Raw genomic sequence first — 26,182 nt, 5'->3', positions numbered from 1 at the left:
AGAATGCCCAATTTTTTTCTATTTTCACCTTCACAAAAAAGGGATCGATGAAAATGCTCCACACCTCGGATTGGCACCTCGGGCAAAATTTTATGAATAACGACCGGGAATCGGAACACCAGCTTGCATTGGACTGGATGATTGACTTTATCACCCACGAAAAAGTAGATGCATTTATCCTGGCCGGGGATGTTTTTGACATTGGCAATCCGCCGAGTTACGCTCGTCGGTTGTATTACGATTTCCTGAGAAAACTGATCAAAACTTCCTGTCGCCACATCATTATTACCGGGGGCAATCACGATTCGCCCTCGATGCTCAATGCCCCGGCTGAATTGCTGAAAGCCTTCAATATTCATGTTATCGGGGCCGCCACGGGAGATCTTAAGGATGAGATCATCGAATTGAGGCGTGAGGACGGCAAACTTGAGATGGTCGTGGCTGCGGTTCCTTTTTTGCGGGAACGTGACCTTCATTACAGCATTGCGGGAGAGAGTGGGGTAGAGCAGGCCCGTCATTTACGTAAGGCCATCGTTGAGCATTATCAGGCGCTGGGGCAACTGGTGGAGCCTTACAAAAAGGAAAACGTTCCATTGTTGGCGACCGGACATCTTTATGCCGCCGGCGCTACGGCTTCTGCCAAACAGGACAATATTTATATCGGAAATATTGAAAATATAGGCGCCACTGAATTTCCTCCGGTTTTTGATTACATCGCCCTGGGACACATACACCGTCCACAGCATATTGGCAAACAAATTCCCATCCGGTATTCTGGTTCCATCATTCCTTTGAGTTTTTCTGAGATCAAAGACCAAAAAAGTGTGGTGATGCTCACCTTTGCAGGAAATAAACTCCAGCAGACGGAGGTGGTGAATATTCCGCTTTTCAGAGCGCTAAAAAGCATTAAAGGAGACCTGAAAAAGATCAGAGAACAACTGCGAAAATTAGACCAGGAAACGGCAGAAATTCTTCCTTCCTGGGTAGAAGTCATCGTCGAATCCGATGAGATCACTCCACGCCTGGATATGGATATCCGGGAGTTTGCCAAAGAGATGAACCTCGAAATTTTGCGGGTCAAAATTCAACGTACTCAAACCTCCCTTGAATTTGGACTGGAGGAAACCGTCGAACTCGACGATCTAGACGAGCTGGATGTCTTCAAAAAGAAATGCGAAGGTTTTGGCATCCCTGAATCCGAAATGCAGGGTTATGTGGATTCCTTCCTGGAACTGAGGGATTGGATGAATGAGCGGGAAGAAGGGAATTAAGATGTGTGGATAAATGGATGTGCAGATTTGTGGATGTGGGGTGCCAGATTCAAAAACGGTGTTTATTGAGTTAAAGTTATGATTTAGTTCAAATTAGGAGCGTTATTATTGGGCAGAAATGGTAAATTAGTGCTTCCAAACACAAACACAAAAAAACAATTTGACCATGGATTTGAACACCACCATTACTTTTGCAAAAAAGTACCTTTCCCCTTTTTTTAATACCCGCGCAGCCGGAATTTATATGCTGCTTTTTGCCGCTTCAATCGGAGTGGCCACCTTCATTGAAAATGATTTTGGAACCAGTTCCGCCCAAAAAGTGATCTTCAAATCTTCTTGGTTTGAATTGTTGCTGCTGCTCTTTGGGATAACCCTCATCGTGAACATAATTAAATTCAGAATGATCCCTCAAAAAAAGTGGGCCTTACTGACTTTTCATGCCGCGATGATCGTCATTTTGTTTGGCGCTGGCGTTACCCGGTATTTTGGTTCTGAAGGGATTATGCATATTCGGGAAAATGATACTTCCAATACCTTTCTTTCCGCCGAAACATATTTGAATTTTGAGGTATTGAAAGACGGGAATTCCTATAAATTTGATGAACCAGTCCTTTTTGCAACCCTTGGCAATAACAAATGGGAAGAATCCTACCTTATCGGTAGCGATCTAATTGAAGTAAAAGTAAAGGATTTTATTCCTAACCCCTCAGAGGTGATGGAAGAAAGCCTCAGTGGACTTCCGACCATCAAAATAGTGATGGCCGGGCAAGGTGGACGGGAAGAATATTACGTAAGCCAGGGAGAAACCCGACGGATCAGGAATGTGCTTTTTAATTTCAAAACAGAACCCTTGCCCGAAGCGGTAAACATTGATTTCAAAAATGATTCCCTGCTCATCAAAACCAACAGGGTGATGAGCCAAATGGTCATGGCAACCCAGCAGGTAGATACCCTGTACCCCGGGCCGAATTATTATCCCCTGAGGTTGAGGTCCATGTATTCCGATGGCATGAATAGTTTTGTCTTTGGTGATTTTAATAAACAGGCTACGGTCCTGATTAAGTCGGAAAATGCAAAAGTGAAAAATGAAAGCATGACCGCGCTGGTCATGGATGTAACGATCAATGGAGAGACTCAGGAAAAATTGGTTTACGGAAAAAAAGGAATGCCTGGACGGCCAACAGTAATAGACGCTGGAAAATTGAGCTTTGCCATATCCTATGGCGCTAAAGAAATCAGTTTACCTTTTGCCATAAAATTATATGATTTCATCATGGAAAAATATCCGGGAACGGATAACGCATCTTCTTATGCCAGTGAAGTGCAGCTGATCGATAATCGGAAAGACCTGAAACGGGACCAGCGTATCTATATGAACCATATTCTTACTTATGGAGGATATCGTTTTTTCCAATCTTCCTTTGATAATGATGAGTTGGGCACTTACCTGAGTGTCAATCATGATTTTTGGGGAACCTGGATTTCTTATTTGGGCTATATTCTACTGACTCTTGGGATGATGTTTTCCTTGCTTAGCAAAAAAAGCAGGTTTTACAAAGTCTCAGAAAATATTAAAAAAATCAGGGAAAAAAGAGGTGCATTCATGACCCTGTTAATCCTTTTGTCGACGGCCACTTTTTTGCCGGCACAAAAAGTGATTACCCCTGCCAGTATGCAATATGTTGTCGACATTCACCATGCTGACAAATTCAGCAAACTCATTGTCCAGGATTATAAAGGACGAATGAAGCCGGTCCACACTATGTCACGCGAAATTTTGCGCAAACTGGCCCGGAAGGAAAGTATCAACGGACTTTCAGCAGAGCAGGTGGTATTGGGGATGTTCGTGAACAGTCGGGAGTGGCACACGGTGCCTATGATTAAATTGGGAAAACATGAAACTATCCGTGAAAAACTTGGAGTAACCGGCAACATGGCCTCTTATAATGACTTTTTTGCGCCAAGCGGGGAGTACCTACTGAAGGAAGAAGTGCGTAGAGCCTATGGATTACAACCTATAGACAGGGGGGTATATGAAAAAGAGCTGATGAAAATTGACGAAAAAGTCAATGTCGCCAGTATGGTTTATTCGGGAAGGATCTTTAAGATTATCCCTGTTCCCGGTGACCCTAATAATACATGGGTCTCCAATAATCTCGACGAACATGGCCAGGAGCCTGTTAACCAACCGGTGGCAGAGCGCTTTTTTGCTGCTTATGTTCCGGCACTTCAGGAAGCCATGCAGACACAGGATTATTCTTTTGTAGATAAGCTGATTGATGAATTGGGGAACTATCAAAAAACAGCGGGCGGAGGGATGACCCCTACGGCTTCAAAGATCAACGCCGAGATCATACTCAATAAACTGAATGTATTCAGTCGTTTGGCCGTTGTTTATTTCCTTTTAGGATTATCCTTTTTATTTTTCCTGTTTTTATCCGTGTTCAGACCGAAAACAAAATTAAAAACAGTTTACCGGATATTATTCGGGTTGGTCGTGCTGGGATTCTTTTTTCACACCCTCGGTTTGGGGTTACGATGGTATGTTTCCGGTCGGGCACCATGGAGTAATGGTTACGAATCTATGATCTATATTGCCTGGACGACGACCCTTGCCGGGGTAATATTTACCCGCAAGTCATTTGGAGGGTTAGCCGCCACAATGGTACTGGCCGCCACGGTTCTTTTGGTAGCCAGTCTGAGTTACCTCGATCCGGAGATTACTCCTTTGGTGCCTGTACTCAAATCCTATTGGCTGACCATCCACGTATCTCTTGAGGCAGGAAGTTACGGTTTCCTGATGCTGGGAGCCATCATTGGACTGATCAACCTGGTACTGATGATCTTTTTAACTGAAAAAAATAAAGACAGGATAAAGGATATCATTCAGGAAATGACTTTTATGAGCGAGATGACCCTTATCGGAGGCTTGTTCATGGTAAGCATAGGCACCTATCTTGGTGGAGTTTGGGCCAATGAATCCTGGGGAAGGTACTGGGGCTGGGATGCCAAAGAAACCTGGGCCCTGGTGACGATACTGGTTTATGCATTTATACTTCATATGCGGATCATCCCCAAATTGGGAGGGCTGTTCGCCTACAATCTGGCTTCTCTTTTCGGCTGGGCAACGGTGATCATGACTTATTACGGAGTCAATTATTACTTATCAGGATTACATTCTTATGCTGCAGGAGATCCGGTACCGGTACCACAATGGGTTTATATCGTTGCTGGTTCATTGTTTGCCATCAGTGTACTCGCTTATTGGAGAAAACGAAAGTTTAAAATCATTAGTTGATAAGCAGTAATATTTTGTTTGAAGTCCTTATGTTTATTAGGCAATAAATTTGCGACAGGATTCAAAACAAAGATGAAAAAAATCCCGGGTTTTACCGATTGAGGTAAAATCCGGGATTTTTTTTGCCACGCCATGGCTTTGATCCACTAAAAATGGAGAAAACCCTTAAAAAAGTTTCCAAAAAATGTCACGTTTCTAAACTTCGAGGCTTTTTTAGCCAGGGGGGCAGGGGGGGGTCAGACCTCCGGGGTTTTAAAACCCCGGAGGTCTGACCGGCGCTACGTGGATCAATCATTTCCATCAGGATGGCAGGCATAACATGCGTTGCTTTCATAAACATAACCGTTTACATCTGAGTGGTCATTGTTTACATGATTCTGATTGTTATGCTCATGGCAATCGATACAACTGAATGAAGAATAATCATTAGGATTCAGGTGACATTCAATGCATTGATCCCATTCATGATTATGTTTTCCGCTATAAATAGGGAAATACTGTCCGTCGTGATTGAATGAGGATGGATCCCAGGCAGATTGATTATGGCACATTGTGCAATCTGTAGGAAATTGAGCCTGTGAGTGGTTGGGGGAATTGGCACTGTTATAATCAGCCAAATGGCAACCGACACAGGTGTTAGGCGTGTTGGAGTAATCACTAGTCGTATGACAGGCATTACAATCCGTAGCGATCAGTGCATGAGCCCCTAACAAAGGATAGATGGCATCATGATCAAAAGTGGAAGGTATCCATGATGATTCCGTATGACAGGATGCGCAATCGGTGGAGAAATTTACATCCGTATGATTAGGACTGGTCGTACTGTTGTAATTATCCAAATGGCAGCCTACGCAAGTATTTGGTGTATTGTTGTAATCTCCATTATGACAGGTATTACAATCACTTGCGATCAATGCATGCGCTCCCAACAACGGATAATATACATCGTGGTCAAAAGTAGAAGGTATCCACGCTGATTCGGTATGGCAGGTGGTACAATCAGTTGAGAAGTTTACGGCCGTATGGTTTGGATTGCTCGTACTGTTGTAATCAGCCGTATGACATCCGATACAGGTATTCGGTGTATTGTTGTAATTCCCGTTATGGCATTGGGCACAGTCATTGGCAATGAGCGCATGGGCACCATTGAGGGCATAATAATCATCATGAATGTCGAAAGTAGCCGGCATCCAGTCAGGGTCAGTAGTGTGGCATTGGTCGCAATTCGTCGGGATGTTGAGCGCCTGGTGATCAGGATTGCTCGTGTTATTATAATCCGATTGATGACAACCGGCGCAGGTATTTGGCGTATTGATATAATTTCCATTATGGCAAAGCACACAATCATTGGCTACAGTCATATGTTCACCCGTCAGTGGATAATAATTGTCATGAATTTCGAAAGTTGCAGGAGCCCATCCCGGTTCGGTTGTATGGCACATGGCACAATCCAGCGGGATACCCAAAGCAGAGTGGTTAGGATTTGTTGTATTGCTGTATTCGAGATTATGGCAGAAGTTACAATCCGTTGGAGTACCGGCAAAACCGCTTTCATGGCATTCTATACAATCCACCCCAATGTGACCTCCTGTCAGCGGGAAGTTTGTGGCATTGTGGTCAAAAGTATTATCAGCATCACCGGTAGGGTGGCATGCCAGACAAGCCGCGTCATTATAAACATAACCGTTCACACCACCATGGGCATTATTCGTTTCGGGATTGACATGACAAACGACACAACTTACCTCCGCATAGTTATTCGGGTTGGTATGGCAATCCACACATGCTGACCATTGGCCGTTGTGAGCCCCGGAATAAATGGGGAAATACTGTCCGTCGTGGTCAAAATTAGCGGGCATCCATCCGTTTTCGGTATGACACATGGCACATTCGGTATTAAACTGGGCCTGTTGGTGATTCGGATTGGTGGTACTGTTAAAGTCATCGATATGGCAACCGACACAAGTATTGGGTGTATTGTTGTAATCCCCGTTATGGCAGCTATTACAATCATTGGCGATCAAGGCATGAGCGCCCACGAGCGGATAAACTTCGTCGTGGTCAAAGTTAGAAGGCACCCAGGCTACTTCACCGTGACATTGAGTACAATCGGTTGAAAAGTTCAATTGAGCGTGATTCGGATTTGTAGTGCTGCTATAGTCCTCTATATGACAACCGGCGCAAGTGTTTGGTGTATTATTATAATCTCCGTTATGACAAGTCGCACATTCGTTGGCAATGATGGCATGGGCATCATTCAGCGGGTAATAATTGTCATGAATTTCAAAAGCTGCCGGAGCCCAACCGGGTTCGGTGGTATGGCACATAGCACAATCCAGCGGGATACCCAAAACAGAGTGGTTGGGATTGGTTGTACTGCTGTAATCGAGGTTATGGCAGAAGTTACAATCCGTTGGCGTGCCGGCAAAACCGCTTGCATGGCATTCTATACAATCCACCCCAATATGTCCTCCTGTCAGGGGGAAGTTGGTGGCATTGTGATCAAAAGTATTATCAGCATCACCGGTAGGGTGGCAGGCCAGACAAGCCGCATCATTATAAATATATCCGTTCACGCCCCCATGGGCATTATCCGTTTCAGGATTCATGTGGCAATTTACGCAACTCACTTCTGCATAATTATTCGGGTTGGTATGGCAATCCACACATTCTGACCATTGCCCGTTGTGGGCTCCGGAGTAAATAGGGAAATACTGTCCGTCGTGGTCAAAATTAGCAGGCATCCAGCCACTTTCGGTATGGCACATGGCACAATCAGTATTGAATTGCACCTGTTGGTGATTTGGATTGGTGGTGCCATTGAAATCATCGAGGTGACAGCCCACGCAAGTGTTTGGTGTATTATTATAATCTCCATTATGGCAGAGCACACAATCATTGGCTACCGTCATATGTTCACCCGTTAGAGGATAGTAATTGTCATGAATTTCGAAAGCTGCAGGAGCCCATCCGGGCTCGGTGGTATGGCATGAGGCACAATCCAGCGGGATACCCAAAGCAGAGTGGTTAGGATTGGTTGTACTGCTGTAATCGAGGTTATGGCAGGAGTTACAATCCGTTGGCGTGCCGGCAAAACCACTTTCATGGCATTCTATACAATCGACCCCAATATGACCTCCCGTCAGCGGGAAGTTGGTGGCATTGTGGTCAAAAGTATTATCAGCATCACCGGTAGGGTGACACGCCAGGCAGGCCGCATCATTATAAATATACCCGTTTACGCCACCATGGGCATTATCCGTTTCGGGATTGACATGACAAACGACACAGCTTACATCTGCATAGTTGTCCGGGTTGGTATGGCAATCTACACATGCTGACCATTGCCCGTCGTGGGCCCCGGAGTAAATAGGGAAATACTGTCCGTCGTGGTCAAAATTAGAGGGTATCCAGCCATTTTCGGTATGGCACATGGCACAATCAGTATTGAATTGAGCCTGTTGGTGATTTGGATTGGTAGTGCCATTGAAATCATCGAGGTGACAGCCCACGCAAGTGTTCGGTGTATTGTTGTAATCCCCGTTATGGCAAGTTGCACATTCATTGGCGATCAAGGCATGAGCACCTACAAGAGGATAAAACGCGTCATGGTCGAAGTTAGAAGGCACCCATGCTACTTCACTGTGACATTGAATACAATCCGTTGAAAAGTTAGCTTCCTGGTGATCAGGATTGGTGGTGCCGCTATAGTCCTGTATGTGACAACCGGCACAGGTGTTCGGTGTATTATTATAATCTCCGTTATGACATTGGATGCATTCATTGGAGATGATGGCATGAGCATCATTCAGGGCGTAATAATTGTCATGAATTTCGAAAGCTGCAGGAGCCCATCCGGGTTCGGTAGTATGACATGAGGCACAATCCAGCGGGATACCCAAAGCAGAGTGGTTAGGATTGGTTGTATTGCTGTATTCGAGATTATGGCAGAAGTTACAATCCGTTGGAGTACCGGCAAAACCGCTTGCATGGCATTCTATACAATCCACCCCAATATGTCCTCCTGTCAGGGGGAAGTTGGTGGCATTGTGATCAAAAGTATTATCAGCATCACCGGTAGGGTGGCAGGCGAGACAGGCTGCGTCATTAAACACATAACCGTTCACGCCCCCATGAGCATTATCTGTTTCAGGGTTCATGTGGCAATTTACGCAACTCACCTCTGCATAATTATTCGGATTGGAATGACAATCTACACATGCTGACCATTGCCCGTTGTGGGCTCCGGAATAAATAGGGAAATACTGTCCGTCGTGGTCAAAATTAGCTGGCATCCAGCCACTTTCGGTATGACACATGGCACAATCAGTATTGAATTGCGCCTGTTGGTGATTCGGATTGGTAGTGCCATTGAAATCATCGAGGTGACAGCCCACGCAGGTGTTCGGTGTATTATTGTAATCCCCGTTATGGCACTGAACGCAATCATTGGCGATCAAGGCATGTGCGCCCAGGAGCGGGTAAACATCATTGTGGTCAAAACTGGACGGCGTCCATGATGATTCCCCATGGCATTGAGTACAATCCATCGGGAAATTGCCCTCCTGGTGATTTGGATTCATTGCACCATTGTAGTCATCCAAATGACAGCCGGCACAGGTATTCGGTGTATTGTTATAATTTCCGTTATGACAAGTTGCACATTCGTTGGCAATAAGTGCATGGGCTCCATTCAAAGGATAATAATCGTCATGGATGTCAAAAGTCGCAGGCATCCAGTCGGGCTCGGTGGTATGACATGTGATACAGTTCGGGGTAAACCCGAGTTCCTGGTGATCTGGGTTTACCGTGCCGGAAAAGTCCATGGCGTGACAATCCACACAATTCATTGGAGTACCCGCAAAACCATTTTCATGACATTCCAGGCATTCCACTCCGATATGTGCCCCCGTCAGCGGGAAGTTGGTCGCATTATGATCAAAAATCATATCGGCATTGCCGGTAGGGTGGCAGGCGAGGCAGGCTACATCATTGAAAACGTACCCGTTTACACCTGTATGTACATCATCCGTTTCAGGATTGACATGACAAACGACACAGCTTACATCAGCATAGTTGTCCGGATTGGTATGGCAATCCACACATGCGGACCATTGCCCTTCATGAGCCCCTGAATAGATCGGAAAATATTGGCCGTCGTGGTCAAAAGTCGCCGGCATCCAATTATTCTCAGCATGGCAGGTGGTACAATCCGTACTGAATTGTGCCTGTTGGTGATTAGGATTGGTGGTATTGTTAAAGTCATCCAAATGGCAACCCACACAGGTATTCGGAGTATTGACGTAATCACCGTTATGACACTGAACACAATCATTGGCGATCAGTGCATGCGCCCCATTGAGCGGATAAAAATCATCGTGCATCGCAAAAGTCGCGGGCATCCAGTCAGGTTCCGTAGTGTGACACATGGCACAATCGGTCGAAAGGTTGAGTTCCTGGTGGTTGGGGTTGGCAGTTCCACTGAAATCCATGGTGTGACAATCCACACAATTCGTTGAAGTACCCGCAAAACCATTTTCATGACATTCCAGGCATTCCACACCGATATGCCCCCCCGTCAGCGGGAAGTTGGTGGTATTGTGGTCAAAAACCATATCGGCATCGCCGGTAGGGTGGCAGGCGAGGCAGGCGACGTCATTGAAAACGTACCCGTTTACACCTGTATGTACATCATCCGTTTCGGGATTGACATGACAAACGACACAGCTTACATCAGCATAATTGTCCGGATTGGTATGGCAATCCACACATGCGGACCATTGCCCTTCATGAGCCCCTGAATAGATCGGGAAATATTGACCGTCGTGGTCAAAAGTTGCCGGCATCCAATTATTCTCAGCATGGCAGGTGGTACAATCCGTACTGAATTGTGCCTGTTGGTGATTCGGGTTGGTGGTATTGTTAAAGTCATCCAAATGGCAACCCACACAGGTATTTGGCGTATTGACGTAATCACCGTTATGACACTGAACACAATCATTGGCGATCAAAGCATGCGCCCCATTGAGCGGATAAAAATCATCGTGCATCGCAAAAGTCGCGGGCATCCAGTCAGGTTCCGTAGTGTGACACATGGCACAATCGGTCGAAAGGTTGAGTTCCTGGTGGTTGGGGTTGGCAGTTCCACTGAAATCCATGGTGTGACAATCCACACAATTCGTTGAAGTACCCGCAAAACCATTTTCATGACATTCCAGGCATTCCACCCCAATGTGGGCACCGGTAAGTGGGAAGTTGGTGGTATTGTGGTCAAAAACCATATCGGCATCGCCGGTAGGGTGGCAGGCGAGGCAGGCGACATCATTGAAAACGTACCCGTTTACACCTGTATGTACATCATCCGTTTCGGGATTGACATGACAAACAACACAGCTTACATCAGCATAGTTGTCCGGATTGGTATGGCAATCTATACATGCGGACCATTGACCTTCATGGGCTCCCGAGTAGATCGGGAAATATTGACCATCATGGTCAAAATTGGAAGGAACCCAGGCATTTTCACCATGACAGGTCGCACAATCATTATTGAATTGAGCCTGTTGGTGATTCGGGTTGGTGGTATTATTGAAGTCCTCCAGGTGGCAACCCACACAAGTATTTGGCGTATTCACATAGTCACCGTTGTGACACTGAACGCAATCATTGGCGATCAGGGCATGTGCCCCTAAAAGGGGATAAACGGCATCATGGTCAAAAGTAGAGGGTGTCCAGGTTTGTTCTCCATGACACGTAGTACAATCAGAAGAAAAGTTATTTTCGCTATGGTTTGGATTGGTGGTATTATTGAAATCGTCCAGGTGACAGCCTACACAAGTATTAGGCGTGTTATTGTAATTACCGTTGTGGCATTGGACACAATCATTGGCAATCAGTGCATGGGCACCATTCAGCGGATAGAAATCATCATGCATCGCAAAAGTGGCAGGCATCCAGCCAGGTTCCGTAGTATGGCACGTGACACAATCGGTTGGCAGGTTGAGGGTCTGGTGATCCGGGTTGACGGTTTCATTGAAATCCATGGTGTGGCAATCTACACAATTGGTAGAAGTACCTTCAAATCCATTTTCGTGGCATGCTATACAATCCACCCCGATATGACCTCCTGTCAGCGGGAAGTTTGTGGCATTGTGATCAAATGGCATGTCAGCATCCCCGGTAGGGTGACAAGCCAGACAAGCCTGATCATTGTAAACATAGCCATTCACCCCGGTATGTACATCATCTGTTTCAGGATTGATATGGCAGACTACGCAACTGACATCAGCATAATTATCAGGGTTGGTATGGCAGTCCACACATGCTGACCATTGCCCTTCATGCGCTCCCGAGTAGATAGGGAAGTATTGACCATCATGATCGAAATTGGATGGGATCCAGGACGTTTCTGTATGACAGGTCGCACAATCAGTAGAGAACTGGGCCTGTTCGTGATCCGGATCGACCGTATTGTTAAAATCGTCCAGGTGACAGCCCACACAAGTATTGGGCGTATTCTGATAATCTCCATTGTGACACTGTACGCATTCATTGGCAATGAGTGCATGCGCCCCATTAAGCGGGTAGAAATCGTCGTGAATTGCAAAAGTCGCGGGCACCCAGTCGGGGTCCGTCGTATGGCAGGAGGCACAATCCGTTGATAAATTGAGCACTTCATGATCCGGGTTTACCGTGGATGTAAAATCCTGGGTATGGCAATCCACACATTGGGTGGAGGTTCCCTGGAATCCCGTGGCATGGCATTCCAGGCAAAGGGTGGTTAAATGCGCTCCCGTCAGCGGGAAATTGGTTTCATTATGGTCAAAAACCAGATCTGCATCACCGGTGGGGTGACAAGCCAGACAGGCGGCGTCATTATAAATATACCCGTTTACGCTACCATGGGCATTATCTGTTTCAGGGTTAACATGACAAACCACACAACTTACTTCTGTGAAATTATTGGAATTGGTATGGCAATCGATGCAGTCTGTCCACTGTCCTTCGTGGGCCCCGGAGAAAATGGGAAAAAATTGCAGATCGTGATCCGGAAAACCGGCCGGCTGCCAGTCTCCGTTGGGTAAGTGGCAACTGATGCAATCGGTGGAAAACCCCAGCTCGTTATGGTTCGGATGCTGGGTTTTATTAAAATCTTCCTGGTGGCAATTGATGCATTCGTTGCCAATCCGTTCGAAAATCAGCGTTGACGCGGAAGTATGGCAATCCACGCAACTTTGGTTATCATGAGGAGCGATCAGTGGAAAACCATTTTCTTCATGGAGTTCCTGAATATTGTCCACCAGCCAGTTGTTGGCCGTATGACAGCGCACACAATCATTGCCAACCGATTGACTGTGCATATCGGTATGGCAGGAGATACATTCCGTTGCTGCTTCTGAAAAAACAAGGGAAGGATGGCAAAGCCTGCAATCCACATTATTGTGCGAACCACGCAGGGCAAATGCTGTATTAAAGTGGTTAAAACCGGTAGAGTCGGTACCTAAAACCCAGCCCGTCATATCAGAAACCCTGATTTTTGGGAATTCTGTGAAATGCCAGGAACTCATCGGGATTTCCCAACTGTCTGAGGTATGGCATGCCGCGCAATCCATCTTAAACTCAGTGCCATGGGGGGACTGGCCGAATAAATTAACTGTCAGTCCAATAAAAAGCAAAATAGGCGACAGTTTATTCATAATAAAGTTTTGAAGTTGGGTTGACTTTAGGCATTTTTTTAAATTTAGGTGTTTGTTTTCTTCCAGAAAACCACTTGTTTACAGCTGTAATATTATCTCACCATCTTTCCTCCTTCCAGGATGATCTCATATCGGTATCCAGCACCAAAATCCTTGTCCAGGGCTACTGTGCCCGTCATGGTCACTACATGTCCTTCAGGCACCGCCACATCAGAAGTAATGACGAGGTCATAATCGTCCCGGCTCCCGTCTTTCAGGTGTATCCAGTTGACGCCCATGATATTCGGATTGATCTTGGTGCATTCTCCGCTTATTTGAATGGTTTTTCCGGCATACTTTTGTGGGTTGGCCACGATTTCTGAAATTTTCACTGATCCTTCGACATCAATTTTTCGAGGGCCGGTCTTTTTATCCGTTTCGGTGGGGATATTTCCGCCATCCGATATGGTTTCAGTATTACCGTGATTGGCCGGTGTAATATTGGATACCAGGTAAATGGTATCGAAGGTGCGGTTATGTTCTTTGCTCTCAAAGTTCGTTTTTAATAAACCGCCCCGATAAAAATAGGATCCCCCGATCTCCACTTCTTGTTTCAGTGTGGCGATCCAGAATTTTTTCCCGTTTTCCTTAACGTTCAGGTAAACATATTTTGTAGTATTTAATGCATCTTCAACTACAACATTATGCAAATCAGGACTCATGGAGGGAATGGGGGACTGGTTGGGTGAATTCATGGTGCCGCCGTCTGAAAAAATACCGGTACTGCCCCCGGCAGCATTGTTTTCTGCTCCACCGGATATGACTTTGGGTTTGCCTCCACACCCCATGATCAAGATGGAAAACAGGACCAGGCTAAAAAAAGATTTTAATACTCGCTTCATAGTTTTGTTATTATCTTTTGTTGTCAAAACGTTTAATAATTTTGGTGTTCACTCTAAAATCGTTCACAGAAGATTTGGCATTCATCTCGCCTAAGATACTGAAAGACAGCTTGTTGGTAATGCGATAAGTAAAATTTGCGCCATAGTACTGCTGACCAAATTTAAGCTCGCTGTTCAAATATTTATAATTAACCATTCTAAAATATAAGTCTGTACTTAATTTATTATTTAACATGGATCTGGAATGTCTGAAGGATAAAATCTGGCTTTCAAGGTACCTCGATCTATTCATGTTGAAATTGACCGAGAAACTTCCGTTGATGACAGGAATTTTCGACAGACTGACATAACCATTTATGTTATCTGATTTATTTTGATTGTCAATCTGAAAACGTCTGCTGTAGCTGACTCCTGTATTGACGTACTTTATCGGTTTTACATTAATCCTTGCCCTAATGCCTTGTCTCGCAATGTCGTCGTCGAGCAGTTGTTCGACTTCCGTTTTTAAGGTTTCATAAAAAACAATACGCTTCCTGGAGTCATACGAAACGGTAAAGTCTATTCTCCTGGTGATCCGATACCTGCCCGATACATAAAAATTGGTTAACCTGGGTTCTACTGAGGTGACTTCCAGGACCTTTTTGTACAAGTCGAGTTCAAAGGAACCGAAAAAATTTAATTTCCGGCCAATCGTGCTGGAGTGTTGAAAGTAGGCGTATCGTCGGTCGATCTGCCCTTTATTCCTTTGTTCCAGCAGTCCCAGGGTGGTTTGGGAATAAAATCTTTTGTTGGTGGTTTTTCTCCCCAGGTAAGCACCGTATTCTAGAAGGTCGAAATTGAAACCATAATCGAAAATGTCAGGCCTGAAACCGGCAATGATTCCCGCGTAATTTTTGCCAAAGAATTTTTCTCCCTGGATTCCGTCAATAGCGCCAAGGGAAGAAGCTTTGTTGTTGATCTTTCGGCCCACGGTAAGCGATAGGGTAGAGTCGATATCGTATTTTACTGCCAGGTTATACACCCTGAAGAATTTTGTTTGCTGGCCCGTCAGCTCAGCATCAGGAATAAAATTCTGACGATAGTTGAGATAGGATTCTACCGAAAATTTAGAATTGTTGATGTGGTCGCCATTGAAGGATAAGCGATACATCGTCCGGTGTTTATTGTTACCGTCGGCAGGCAGGCTGCTATAACTTGCCGCAGAAAGGCGTCCCCGAAGTCTTCCTTCGTAAAGAGGTTTTACCTTCGGTTCAGGTTTTTCCCCTTCAGGTTTGGACAATTCCTCTTCTTCTGAAATTTCCTCTTCTTTATTTAGATTAGGGGAATTTACCTGTTTAAAAACAACCAGGTCGTCTTTTTTAAATTCACATCCGGAAAGAGCAGTGCAAACACAGGAAGTGGAAGATTTTTGGGTAACGAGCAGGCATGGTTTCAACATTGCCCCTTCCGTTATGTGCAGGGTATCTCCTATCTGGATAGGATCAGTATCTTTAAATTTCACGTAAACGGTTTTTGACGTGACAAAAGATACATTCCCTGTGATGATTCCACTATCGTCCTGGGCGATCAGGAAGGTCGCGGAAAAAAGCAATAAGTTTATTGTCAAAAAGTGTTTTAGTTGCATAATATTTTCTTAGTGTCCGTTTGGGTGACAATTATAACAGGCAGCGCTTTGATATACGTATCCGGTCACCCCTTCTTCGTTGTGTTTATTTGCCAGGGTGGTCGGGTTGTCATGCTCATGGCAATCGATACAGCTGAATACAGAATAATCACTGCTGTTGGTATGACATTCAGAACAGGTGTCCCATTCATTTTTATGGTTGCCGCTATAAATCGGGAAATACATATCGTCGTGATCGAAAGTAGTCGGTGTCCATCCCGATTCGTTATGACATTGAGTACAATCCGTCGGGAACTGTGATTGTGCATGGTTGGGATTATTGGTGTCATTATAATCGTCCATGTGGCATCCTACACAGGTCGTTGGTGTATTACTGAAATTGCCATCGATATGACAGGCATTACAATCAACGGTGGTATGTTGTCCGACTAAAGGGAAAAACGTATCGTGATCAAAAGTCGAGGGTGTCCAGGAGGTTTCACTGTGACACTGTGCACAATCTGTCGAGTAATTCGCTGCTTCGTGATCGGGATTGGTCGTATTGTTAAAATCGTCCAAATGACACCCTACGCATGTGTTTGGTGTATTATTGTAATCGCCATTGTGGCATTCGGCACAATTGTTGGCAATGGCGGCATGTGCTCCGTTTAGCGGGTGATACTGATCGTGAATGTCAAAGGTAGCAGGCATCCAGCCCGGATCGGTGGTGTGGCATTGGGCACAGTCCATCGGGAAATTCAATTCCGTATGATTCGGGTTGGTGGTATTATTAAAATCTTCTGTATGGCAGGCAACACACTCCGTTGGGGTACCTGCATATCCGGCAGCATGACATTGGATGCATTCAACCCCAATATGGGATCCCGTCAGCGGAAAATGGGTCAAATTATGATCAAAGTTACCCAGGCCTTCTCCGGTAGGGTGACAGGCATAACACGCCTGATCTTCATATGCGTATCCGCTGATACCGTTATGCGTATTATCCGTTTCTGGATTTATATGGCAAACCGTACAGGAAAATTGTGAATAATCACTGGGGTTTATGTGGCAATCAGTACATGCCGTCCATACCCCTTCATGTGTTCCTGAGTATATGGGAAAATGTTCTGCGTCATGGTTCGGGGCATTGGAGGATTGCCAGCCCTGTTCCGGAGTGTGGCAATTAAAACAATCTGTCGAAAATCCGGCCATATTGTGTTCAGGATTTTCGGCATTCAGGTAATCTTGAAGGTGACAATTGATACAATCGTTTCCGATGCGGTCAAATCTCAGGTTTGTTTCTGAAAAGTGACAATCCACACAACTCAGGTTACTGTGGCTTCCCACCAGCGGAAAACCGTTTTCTTCGTGTAGCTCAGGAATGTTATCCACCAGCCAGGATTTGGCCGTATGACACCGGGCACAATCATTTCCAACGGACATGCTGTGGACATCTGTATGACAGGAAATACAGTCAGAAGGCGCCTCACCGAAAACGAGTGATGTATGACAGGCTTTGCAGTCCACCGACAAATGAGTACCCTCCAGGATAAAACTGGTGGTGTCGTGTTTGAACTGAAAGGTATCAATGTCGATGACCCAGCCCGAAGGATTGTGACAAAGTGCGCAGTCGGTTTTATAACTTTCTCCATGTGGAGACTGGCCATAAACCTGACTGAAGCCCATCAGAATCAGAAGGATACATATCGATCTTTGCATATTTTTAGTAGTTTCTTGTTTCTTATTGCTGGGTGTTAGTTTTTGTTACTTGTTACTTGTTGGTTTATTATTTTTTTGGTTTATAAATAATCTGATTCGTTTCTGCATATGTCCATGTTTCCTTCCTAATCTGCCTCACCTGTCGGGTGGCATGAATAACAGGCGCTGCTTTGATAAACGAAATTGTTTACCTCATCATGCTGGTTATTTACCTTTGATTGATTGTTGTGTGCATGGCAATCAATGCAACTGAAGGAACTAAAATCATTACTGTTGGTATGGCAATCTATACACGAGTCCCATTCCCCTTTATGTTTACCTGAATAAATGGGAAAGAACTCATTGTCATGGTCCGGGAATCCCGCGGGCATCCAACCCGGGTCAGTGGTGTGGCATAAAGTACAATCCATCGGAAAAAAGCCTGCCTGGTGGTCGGGTTCTGTGGTATTATTAAAATCTGTCAAATGGCAGCTCACACACTCGGGTGAGGTATCTGAATATTTTGCGGTCAAATGGCATTCCTGGCATTCCTGGGTGTTGTGCCCCAGTGTGAGGGGGAAGAAAAAATGCCTGATGACAGCATCTTCCCATGCGCTGGAAAAGAGGTCATGGCAATCCATACAGTTTTCGGCAGAGTAGCCGATTTCCTGGTGATTAGGGGCTGTGGTGTTCAAATAATCCTGCATATGACAATTGATACAGTCATTTCCTAATCGGTCAAACCTTTGGTTCGTCTCAGAGATATGACAATCCACACAACTTAGGTTCCCATGAATACCAATAAGGGGAAAGCCGTTTTCTTCGTGCAGTTCCGGAATATTGTCCACCAGCCAGGATTGTGGCGTATGGCATCTTACACAATCATTACCGACAGTCATGTTGTGAATATCATTGTGGCAGGAAGCACAATCAGACGGCGCCTGGTCAAAAACCAGGGAAGCATGGCATTCTTTACAATCGGTGACGAGGTGAATGCCTTCCAGCCGGAAACTCAGCGTATCGTGGTTGTATTGGAAGGTATCAATATTGATGTCCCATCCATTGGAATTATGGCATGCGCCACAATCTACCTCAAAAGAGGGACCGTGTGGGGACTGGGCCTGCACCCAGGTAATACCCAACAGGAACACAATTATTGATGACAATCTATACATTCAAATTTTTCTATTTTGTAATCCACAAATGATTTGCCATCTACTATGGATGGCTTATGGCATTCTTTGCATTCCACTTCGGCATGTTTACCCTCCAGGGGGAATTCGGTTTTATCGTGATCGAATTGACGGGGAAACCAGTCAGCAGAATCGTGACATCGCTTACAGTCGGTTATGCCGTTTTCTTCAAATTGTTGCTCGTGAATATTTTCATGGCACTTGAAACATTCCTGATCCAAGTCTTTAAAAACCTGATTCTTTTCCTCCTTGCCGGGCACCTCCTTGAAATGACATTCGCCGCAACTCACATTACTATGTTTGCCTTCGAGTGGCCAGGAAGTGCGGTTGTGATCAAAATCCACGGTAGCCCAGGATGCTGTAATGTGGCAGCTTTCACATTTGTTATCCGGCAAAAACTTCGCCTCCATAAACCCTTCGTGAATGTTATTATGACAGTCAATACATTCCGTTCCGATATTCCTGAAAGTCCATCGGTCTTCACTCACGTGGCAGGCAAAACACGGAGTAGCCAAATGCCCTCCATCCAGTGGGAATGCATTGGTTTGGTGTTGTTCGGTAGTGTAAAGACTAAACTCGAATCCTTCTATCAGCGAGTGGCACTCCACACAATCGGGGGCGGTTCCGTTTTTGAGGAATTCACCCTTGTGATAATCTTCGTGGCAGTTTTTACAAGCTGAAAAATCAATGGGATCTGAATAATTTTTTTTGTGGCAGTTTTTGCAATCCACCCCAACGTGATTGCCTTCAAGGTGGTAATCGGTTAGATTATGATCGAAGAAGTCCATCGTTTTCATTGAAGTAAAGCTGCTTTCCTGGTGGCATTTGGCACAATCGTTGCCGAATTTGCCTTTATGGAAGTCTTCATGACACTTGATGCACTGATTTTCATTAATGCCTTTTTTATCCTGGAAGATCGTTTTTGCGTCCCGGTTTCTGTCGTGGCAACTGAAACAATCCGTAGATTTATGTTTGCCTTTCAGGGTGAAATCGGTTGTATTATGGTTGAAATTTCTTTTTCCAATAAAGGTGGAAAAAGCACTTTCTGTGTGACAACTGGAGCACTTGCTATCGAATTTATCGCTGTGAGGATCTTCATGACAGGCCACGCAGTCGGCAAATTCGATCCCTGTGAAAAGCTGAAATTCCTTACCATTTTTAGTGGTCATCTCATGACACTCTTTACAGTCCACCTCCTTGTGTTTTCCGACGAGTTTGAATTTGGCCTCATCGTGATCAAATTTAGGGGCAGGCCGGAAAGCTTCGATATTATGGCATTTGGCACAATCATCCGACATCGTTTTTTGATGGTAATCATCGTGGCATGAAAGGCATTTGTCGTCCATGCCCAGGAAAGTATCCTTACGCTTTTTCAGATCCCGGTCATGAATATTATCAGGCACATGACATTTTCTGCAATCTATCACTTCATGTTGTCCTTCGAGTTTGTAACCGGTAAGGTTGTGGTTGAAGTTGTCTTCATCGAATCGCACCATATCAAATTTCCTGCCGTGGTGGTCACTATGGCATTCAAAACAATCCTTACCAGATACCTCCTTGCTGGCGTGGTAGCCGCTTTTCTGATTGATGAGGGATTTAATTTCCTTATGGCAATCCAGGCATTTTGCATTGGATACTTTTTTGCCCAGGTCGTGGCATAACGTACAATTGCTCATCCCTTCCAGGTCGGCATGGGCCTGGGATAGGTCGCCTGGTGAAATTTGTGCCTTCAACCCTGTTAGGGACAAAAAACTGATCAGGATGATATGATATATTGGATATCGTTTCACTTTTCCTTATTTGTGTTTTTTCATAATGTACCCAAAACGCTTTGAGATCTTTACCCCTGCATTCTCCAGGAATTTTGTGGGCAATTCTCCGCCTGCGAATATGTAAACCAGGTCATTTTCCAAAGATTGCTGGTTGCCATCCACTTTGATCTTTACCGTTTTAGGCTCAATTTCCGTTAAATTGGAATTGAACATGATCTTGAGCGATTGATCTGCCAAAGCTTCCGACACTTTTGCTTTGTTTTTGGGTTTTAACCGGGAAAATTTGTCGCTCCGGTAAGACAGGATAACTTCGTTTTCATCTTTCAGCAACAGCGCAGATTCTATAGCCGAATCGCCACCACCTACTACAATGATCTTTTTTCCTTTAATGCGTTCCGGCTCTAAAAGACGGTAAGCCACCTTTTGCAGATTTTCTCCCGGGACATTCAATTTTCTGGGAGTTCCTCTGCGTCCAATAGCGAGCAATACATTGTTGCAAATATATGTTTCTCCTTTGTCGGTTACCACTTTGAAAGTACCGTCGGCTTGGGGTATGATGGCCTCTACTTTAGTGTGTTCGTTTATTTTCAGGTTGTGTTTAGAGATCACTTCGAGCCAGAGATTAAGCAATTCATCTTTGTTGGTGTCAAAGAGTTTTACCTTGCCGTAAAGCGGAAGATCCATGGGCGAGGTCATGACAATTTTTGCCCTTGGAAAGGTATATACCGTTCCGCCGAGAGAATCCTGTTCCAGGGTGAGACTGGTCATCCCGTGCTGCTTTGCGGCAAGGGTAGCCGAAATTCCTGCAGGTCCGGCCCCTACAATGACTACATCGATTACCCCAGGCCGGGCTTCCTTTTTGTTTTTGGCAATATAACCCAGCGCCTGATGCCCTTGTTCCACACTGTTTTTGATCAGCCCCATTCCACCGAGTTCGCCGGCGATATAAATGCCTTTGATATTGGTCTCAAACGTTTCATTGACGTGCGGCAGGTCGACTCCCCTTGTTTCTGTTCCGATCCGAAGGGATATGGCTTCTACGGGGCAGGCGTGGAAGCAGGCGCCGTGCCCTATACAGTTGGAGGCCTTGATTACCGTTGCTTTGCCGTTAATGATGCCCAAAATGTCTTTTTCAGGGCAGTCCTCAATACAGGCGGCACTTCCAATGCAGGTGTTTAGATCAATGTAAGGATGCAGGGAAACCGGTTCAAATAGGCCTTCTTCCTTGGCGATGGCCACCTTCTTTTCGGTAATAACCGAGGTTTTTTTCTGTTTTTTTAAATAATAAAAAACGGTAATGGCGCAAACAATTATCGCCAGCCCGTAAATCAATATTTGTTCAATCAGCACTTCCATTAGAAAATCCATTTGTATCCAAAGGCCAGGGTAATGCCCACGTGAATAATCACGATGATGAGCATAATCAGGGCAAATGGAAGGTGAGCAACGTGCCAGTATTTGAAGAGATTTTGCATCGTCTGCAATCTGGCGATCCTTCCCGACAGGGAAATTTCATTTTTCACCATTTTGAGAATAGAAATACGGTCTTTTTTGGGCAATTGGACCTCTTTAAGTGCCGTGTTTATTGTTTTTATGGTTCTTCTGCCATTAAAATAATTGGCCACCAGGGAAGCATTGCTTTTGTCATCACTTACTTCCCGGGTTGTGTTGACAATAAGTAGCTTCGTTTTCATATCCAGATTGAAGGCTTCATTGAACGAATTGGTAAAATCAGTCTTCATGCTTTTAACTTCGTTTAGGCTTAGTGCCCTTCCCTCAATGGTGCGTGGTATCTGGATGTAGATGAATCTCCCGACCACTCCGCTGGCTACAACGGCCACCATGCTCCAGAATGCAATGGAAACAATACCTCCAAATTTGAAGGCGGTGTGAAAAAGAACGAGGATCGGTCCTAAGGTACAAAGGAAAATGTGGAACTCAAGCAGGTACTTAAGTCGAATTACTTTAGACATGAAATTATATCGTTTCCGGGCAATGTAAATCACTACACCGAACAGGATCATCAGGGTGCCGATAATACCCAAACCATGGCCATAAGCTCCGCTGGGCTTAAACCAATCGTGTCGCGGATGGTAAAACCTTTCTTCCAGCGGTGTATTGTAATAATTGATGCCCGTATAAATGAGATAAATGGTGGCAGCAATGATAATCAATACCATTACGCTGATGTAAATTCTATGTACTGTTTTGTTCATAACAAGCTTCCTTTTCCAATTTTTCCAATGTGACTATAAAGGTAACATTGAAATATATCGAATAAAAACGAATCCGTTAATTATAATAATTCTAATATAGCCTTGCCTAACGTTTAGGATTTTTTCTGTTTTTTTGTTTATGGAAAATTGGAGTGAAAGTAACAACCGTCGGTTAAAACGGCTGTTACTTTTATAATTAAAGATCATTTAAAATTCAATCGTCATCATCCATATCGCGCGATTCCTTAGCTCCATTGTTGCCTTCCCCCTGCTGGACGGTTGTATTACTTCTGATTTCAGCATGGCGAATTTGTCCGCCCGTATTGCCTACTTTTAAGAATAAACCCATCGTGGCCAGGGATACGATAAAGGTCAGCAGCACCAGAATCCTGGACATGGACAATTTTTTTACCATGGCAAAAAGACTAATCATTGAAATAATTCCTAAAGCACCCATGAACCAAATGGTTATTTTGGCCAGGTTCTCGTGGGTTTCAATGATGTTTTCCGAAATTCCGGCAAAATTTTCAACCGTTTCCTCGGCTCCTTCTCCCGTGAGGAATACCGGGATGGTGATTATTCCCATTAATATGAACAGGATCAAGGCCGATTTTTTCAGCGCATCATTTTTGAAAAATAGTCCAAAACCCAAAATGCCGGCTCCAATGAGGGTTCCCACTATTGGGAAGTGCGTCAACGCCAGATGAAAATGTGTTGCATCCATGATTTTACATAGTTTTTTAGTTAAATAAAATTTGAAACCTGGTAAAAATCATGAATGGCGGGAGGAGCCCTCAACCCGCCAGTAGTGAAAATAAAATCAGTTTTGGGTATTCCTAATCCGGAATACATTTTGATGCCACCTTTTCCTTTCTTTATTTCATATGGTGCCAAGGAGGCTTTCCCCAGGGTTGCAACGCCCTCCAAGTCAAAATGAACTTCGGTCGGGTTTTCTCCCATTGACCAAAATTCGGTACCGCCTGCATTTTCGTGGAAGGTAAATTTTAGAAAATCGACAAGATGGTCATTGGCTGCTTTATGTAGGCTTTGATGGGCTTCATAGGACAATTGTTCCTGGTGGAAATGAGGAACCAGGGCATGCAAAAGGAGCATTCCCGCGGTGGTGATAAATCCTATTTTTTTAAAGAAACCCATAGGTTTTGTTGCTATTGTTTTTGAGCCCTCATTGGGCCATTTTTTCAATGTAGGCTCTCAGGTCTTCCACTTGTTGTTTGCTCATTCGTTCCAGTGGGTAAAGGGGCATGTAGGGCTTGTGTTCCGGCGTGGCATAAGTGCCGTACGGGATGATATGGTAAAGGGAAAAACCAGAGTCTTTGTTGACCATGTTGTTTTTGAGGAAATTAAAGTTGGTTTTTTCTTCATCGATGATAAAACGTGTAACATTGTTTGAGGAGTGGCAGTGCATACAACTCTGGTCGTAAATGGTTTCTCCAGTGTCAGCATTGCCTTTCATGCTGTAACCTTTATCCAAATCGTCCGGGGCATCAAAAAAATGAGCTGGAGATTTCTGGCTGTAAAAGCTCCTGATCCATTGGACCAGTTCTTCCTTCGTTTCCTTAGGATTTTTTTCCAGCATGGCCAGTTTTTCATAATCTTTCTCCGTAAAACCAAGATCTTCAAGGTTGTATTGAAGCGACCAGAAGTAGGCTAAAACGGCATCGAGTTCCCATGGTTTCATTTTGCGTCCCTGAGAACACTGTTCGGCACAAAGCTGAATGGACTCACGTAGACTATTATGTGCTTTCTGAACCATTTCCTCCCCGTATTTTTTGAGGTAATCATCATTGTACCAACTTTCACGGTTTACGATCCCTTTGAAGGTGGTGCCCTGTAAAAAGGGAATGTCTTTTTCTTTTACATAAGGCAATCTTGTATCAGGGTTACTTTCTCTCAGGTCAGGGTCTTCCTGTTCAATATTGTGGCACGCCAGACAGGTATAATATTGGCTGACATATTGGCTTTTTAGGCCGCCGGGACCTGTGGTCCGGCCCGTTTTAACGATTTCTTCCCCCCGTTTAACCATTTTTTCGTTGAAATCGATCCAATGGCCCGGCTTTTCTACCCCGGCTGCCCACAATACATCATATACATTACGCTGACTGGTCCAAACGGGCTTGTTTGAACTAGACAGCAGCCCTGCTGCCGAGGTAATTATTAATAAGATGATTGCTCTTTGGGTCATCAACTTTGTCTTTTAATTCATTCAATTATTCGGAGAGGGAAAATCCCTCTCCGAAAACACATTTTCAATGGTTTGAGTGAGTACTTGTGTTTATTTGTCAGATTGTATAATTCTTTTTACAATAATCTCCTTTTCCGTAACGATTTTTAGGAGATATAACTGGGATTCGGGATAATACCCGTTGATTGTGAGGTTTGTTTTAAGGTTACCGGGTTGAATTGTAGCCGAAAAGGGAATGCTTCTTCCCGTGAGGTCTGTCAGTTCAAGCCTGGTGATGGTTTGATTGGATGTTATTTGGTAGTGGCCGTTGCCCGGATTGGGGAAAACGGTTACTTCAGCTTGTTGTACGGTTTCTTCGATTTGATTGGGAGTCGATATGATGACAAAGGTGCTGTCAGGGACAACTGATAAGTTGTTAAAGTCCTTATCGATCATCCGTATGTTTTCAATTTGGATGTTTAAGGTATCCTGGAGGCCAAAGACAATGTCTTCGATCACGATGGACAATTCCCCGACCTTTCCTGAGCCGGTGGTGGTGTGCTGGTCGGTTCTTGTTATGGCCAGTTCAATTTTACCTGCTGATTCATCCACGGCCAGCAAATATCTGGAGTGGTCCTCAGAAGGGTCGAACCAGGCGTTATTCGTCTCGTCAAAATCCCAGCTTCCTCCCAGGATGAAATCCGGATTGTATTTCATCGAAATGGCTATGCCGTAAAAATCCTGAACAGGGTGCTCCTCGTCTCCAAGCCAGAGGTCAAAAAGAATTGACTGGCCTGTTGATACATTTGTGTTTTGGGGCATCAGCCGCACGGGGGGGGCTTGTCCCGGTATGCCATTACTATACTCATCGGGAACAAGGGTACCGTGTGTCAGAAAAAAATTATTTTTTATGGTCACTTCAATGTCATCTTCTTCCACCTCACCGTTGCCATCACAGTCTGCATAGGCAAAGTTGAGGCCACCGGGAAAATTATCGCTCCACGAATCTCCTGCAGGCTGTCCTTCCCAGTCGGAACTGCCGTCCGGTCTTTCTGGCCCATCACTTCCATAGGCAATCCCGGCGAATAAAACATCGATACCATTTACAACACCATTGTTGTTTACGTCTCCCGGCCAGATTATTTGGGCGGTCGACATAAAGGAAAGGCTCAAAAAGAACCCGGAAATAATGAGTCGCGTGGTGTTCCTTAACATGCTTCGTTCAATGATTTACCTTTTAACGTTTCAAATATGGTGAAATAGTATGGATTGGACAAAAACATTTTTTTAAATTTGTCGAAACAAAATTCACAAAAAAAGAAAAAATAAATTTATTAATATTTAAAATACTTTATTCCGGTTAGCAAAAAAA

General features: G+C 44.6%; 14 protein-coding genes. 2 read left to right on the top strand and 12 right to left on the bottom strand.

The annotated features are described in order from the left end of the window. Positions 1-47: 47 nt before the first annotated feature. Both H6571_19025 and ccsA read left to right on the top strand, forming a co-directional pair. Complete coding sequence (locus tag H6571_19025) at positions 48-1,271, top strand: exonuclease SbcCD subunit D C-terminal domain-containing protein (protein ID MCB9325839.1); 1,224 nt, start codon at positions 48-50, stop codon at positions 1,269-1,271. Positions 1,272-1,437: 166 nt separating this feature from the next. Further along, on the top strand, positions 1,438-4,569 hold the full coding sequence (gene ccsA / locus H6571_19020) for a cytochrome c biogenesis protein CcsA (GenBank protein ID MCB9325838.1): 3,132 nt from the start codon (positions 1,438-1,440) through the stop codon (positions 4,567-4,569). Between the two features lie 287 nt (positions 4,570-4,856). Here ccsA and H6571_19015 read toward each other — a convergent pair whose 3' ends face one another. The 12 genes from H6571_19015 to H6571_18960 form a co-directional block, all read right to left on the bottom strand. Continuing rightward, a complete protein-coding gene (locus H6571_19015; GenBank protein ID MCB9325837.1) occupies positions 4,857-13,265 on the bottom strand; it encodes a hypothetical protein in 8,409 nt (2,802 codons plus the stop codon). Between the two features lie 92 nt (positions 13,266-13,357). Next, a complete protein-coding gene (locus H6571_19010; protein ID MCB9325836.1) occupies positions 13,358-14,146 on the bottom strand; it encodes a hypothetical protein in 789 nt (262 codons plus the stop codon). Between the two features lie 10 nt (positions 14,147-14,156). Further along, a complete protein-coding gene (locus H6571_19005) occupies positions 14,157-15,770 on the bottom strand; it encodes a hypothetical protein (protein ID MCB9325835.1) in 1,614 nt (537 codons plus the stop codon). Between the two features lie 9 nt (positions 15,771-15,779). Next, complete coding sequence (locus H6571_19000) at positions 15,780-17,468, bottom strand: hypothetical protein (GenBank protein ID MCB9325834.1); 1,689 nt, start codon at positions 17,466-17,468, stop codon at positions 15,780-15,782. A 125-nt stretch (positions 17,469-17,593) separates the two neighbouring features. Continuing rightward, complete coding sequence (locus H6571_18995; GenBank protein MCB9325833.1) at positions 17,594-18,613, bottom strand: hypothetical protein; 1,020 nt, start codon at positions 18,611-18,613, stop codon at positions 17,594-17,596. Next, complete coding sequence (locus H6571_18990; protein MCB9325832.1) at positions 18,601-20,430, bottom strand: cytochrome c family protein; 1,830 nt, start codon at positions 20,428-20,430, stop codon at positions 18,601-18,603. The genes H6571_18995 and H6571_18990 overlap by 13 nt, the downstream gene beginning before the upstream one ends. Positions 20,431-20,436: 6 nt before the next feature. Continuing rightward, entirely contained in the window at positions 20,437-21,768 is a 1,332-nt protein-coding gene (locus tag H6571_18985) for an NAD(P)-binding domain-containing protein (GenBank protein MCB9325831.1), read from the bottom strand. Further along, positions 21,768-22,592, bottom strand: coding sequence for a hypothetical protein (locus H6571_18980; protein MCB9325830.1), 825 nt, complete (start codon positions 22,590-22,592; stop codon positions 21,768-21,770). Before H6571_18980 ends, H6571_18985 begins: the two co-directional genes overlap by 1 nt. Before the next feature lie 250 nt (positions 22,593-22,842). Continuing rightward, complete coding sequence (locus tag H6571_18975; GenBank protein ID MCB9325829.1) at positions 22,843-23,352, bottom strand: hypothetical protein; 510 nt, start codon at positions 23,350-23,352, stop codon at positions 22,843-22,845. A gap of 20 nt (positions 23,353-23,372) precedes the next feature. Continuing rightward, positions 23,373-23,783: a hypothetical protein gene (locus tag H6571_18970; GenBank protein MCB9325828.1), complete on the bottom strand. Its 411-nt coding sequence runs from the start codon at positions 23,781-23,783 to the stop codon at positions 23,373-23,375. A gap of 28 nt (positions 23,784-23,811) precedes the next feature. Continuing rightward, positions 23,812-24,831, bottom strand: a complete 1,020-nt coding sequence (locus H6571_18965) for a cytochrome c (GenBank protein ID MCB9325827.1) — start codon at positions 24,829-24,831, stop codon at positions 23,812-23,814. Between the two features lie 90 nt (positions 24,832-24,921). Next, positions 24,922-26,025 carry a T9SS type A sorting domain-containing protein gene (locus H6571_18960; protein ID MCB9325826.1) on the bottom strand — a complete coding sequence of 368 codons (1,104 nt, stop codon included), beginning with the start codon at positions 26,023-26,025 and terminating at the stop codon, positions 24,922-24,924. Positions 26,026-26,182 lie beyond the last annotated feature (157 nt).

It is taken from the genome of Lewinellaceae bacterium, from assembly GCA_020636105.1.
Classification (GTDB): Bacteria; Bacteroidota; Bacteroidia; order Chitinophagales; family Saprospiraceae; genus BCD1.
Note: the sequence above shows the minus strand (reverse complement) of the source record. Positions and strands in the feature narration are given on the sequence as shown.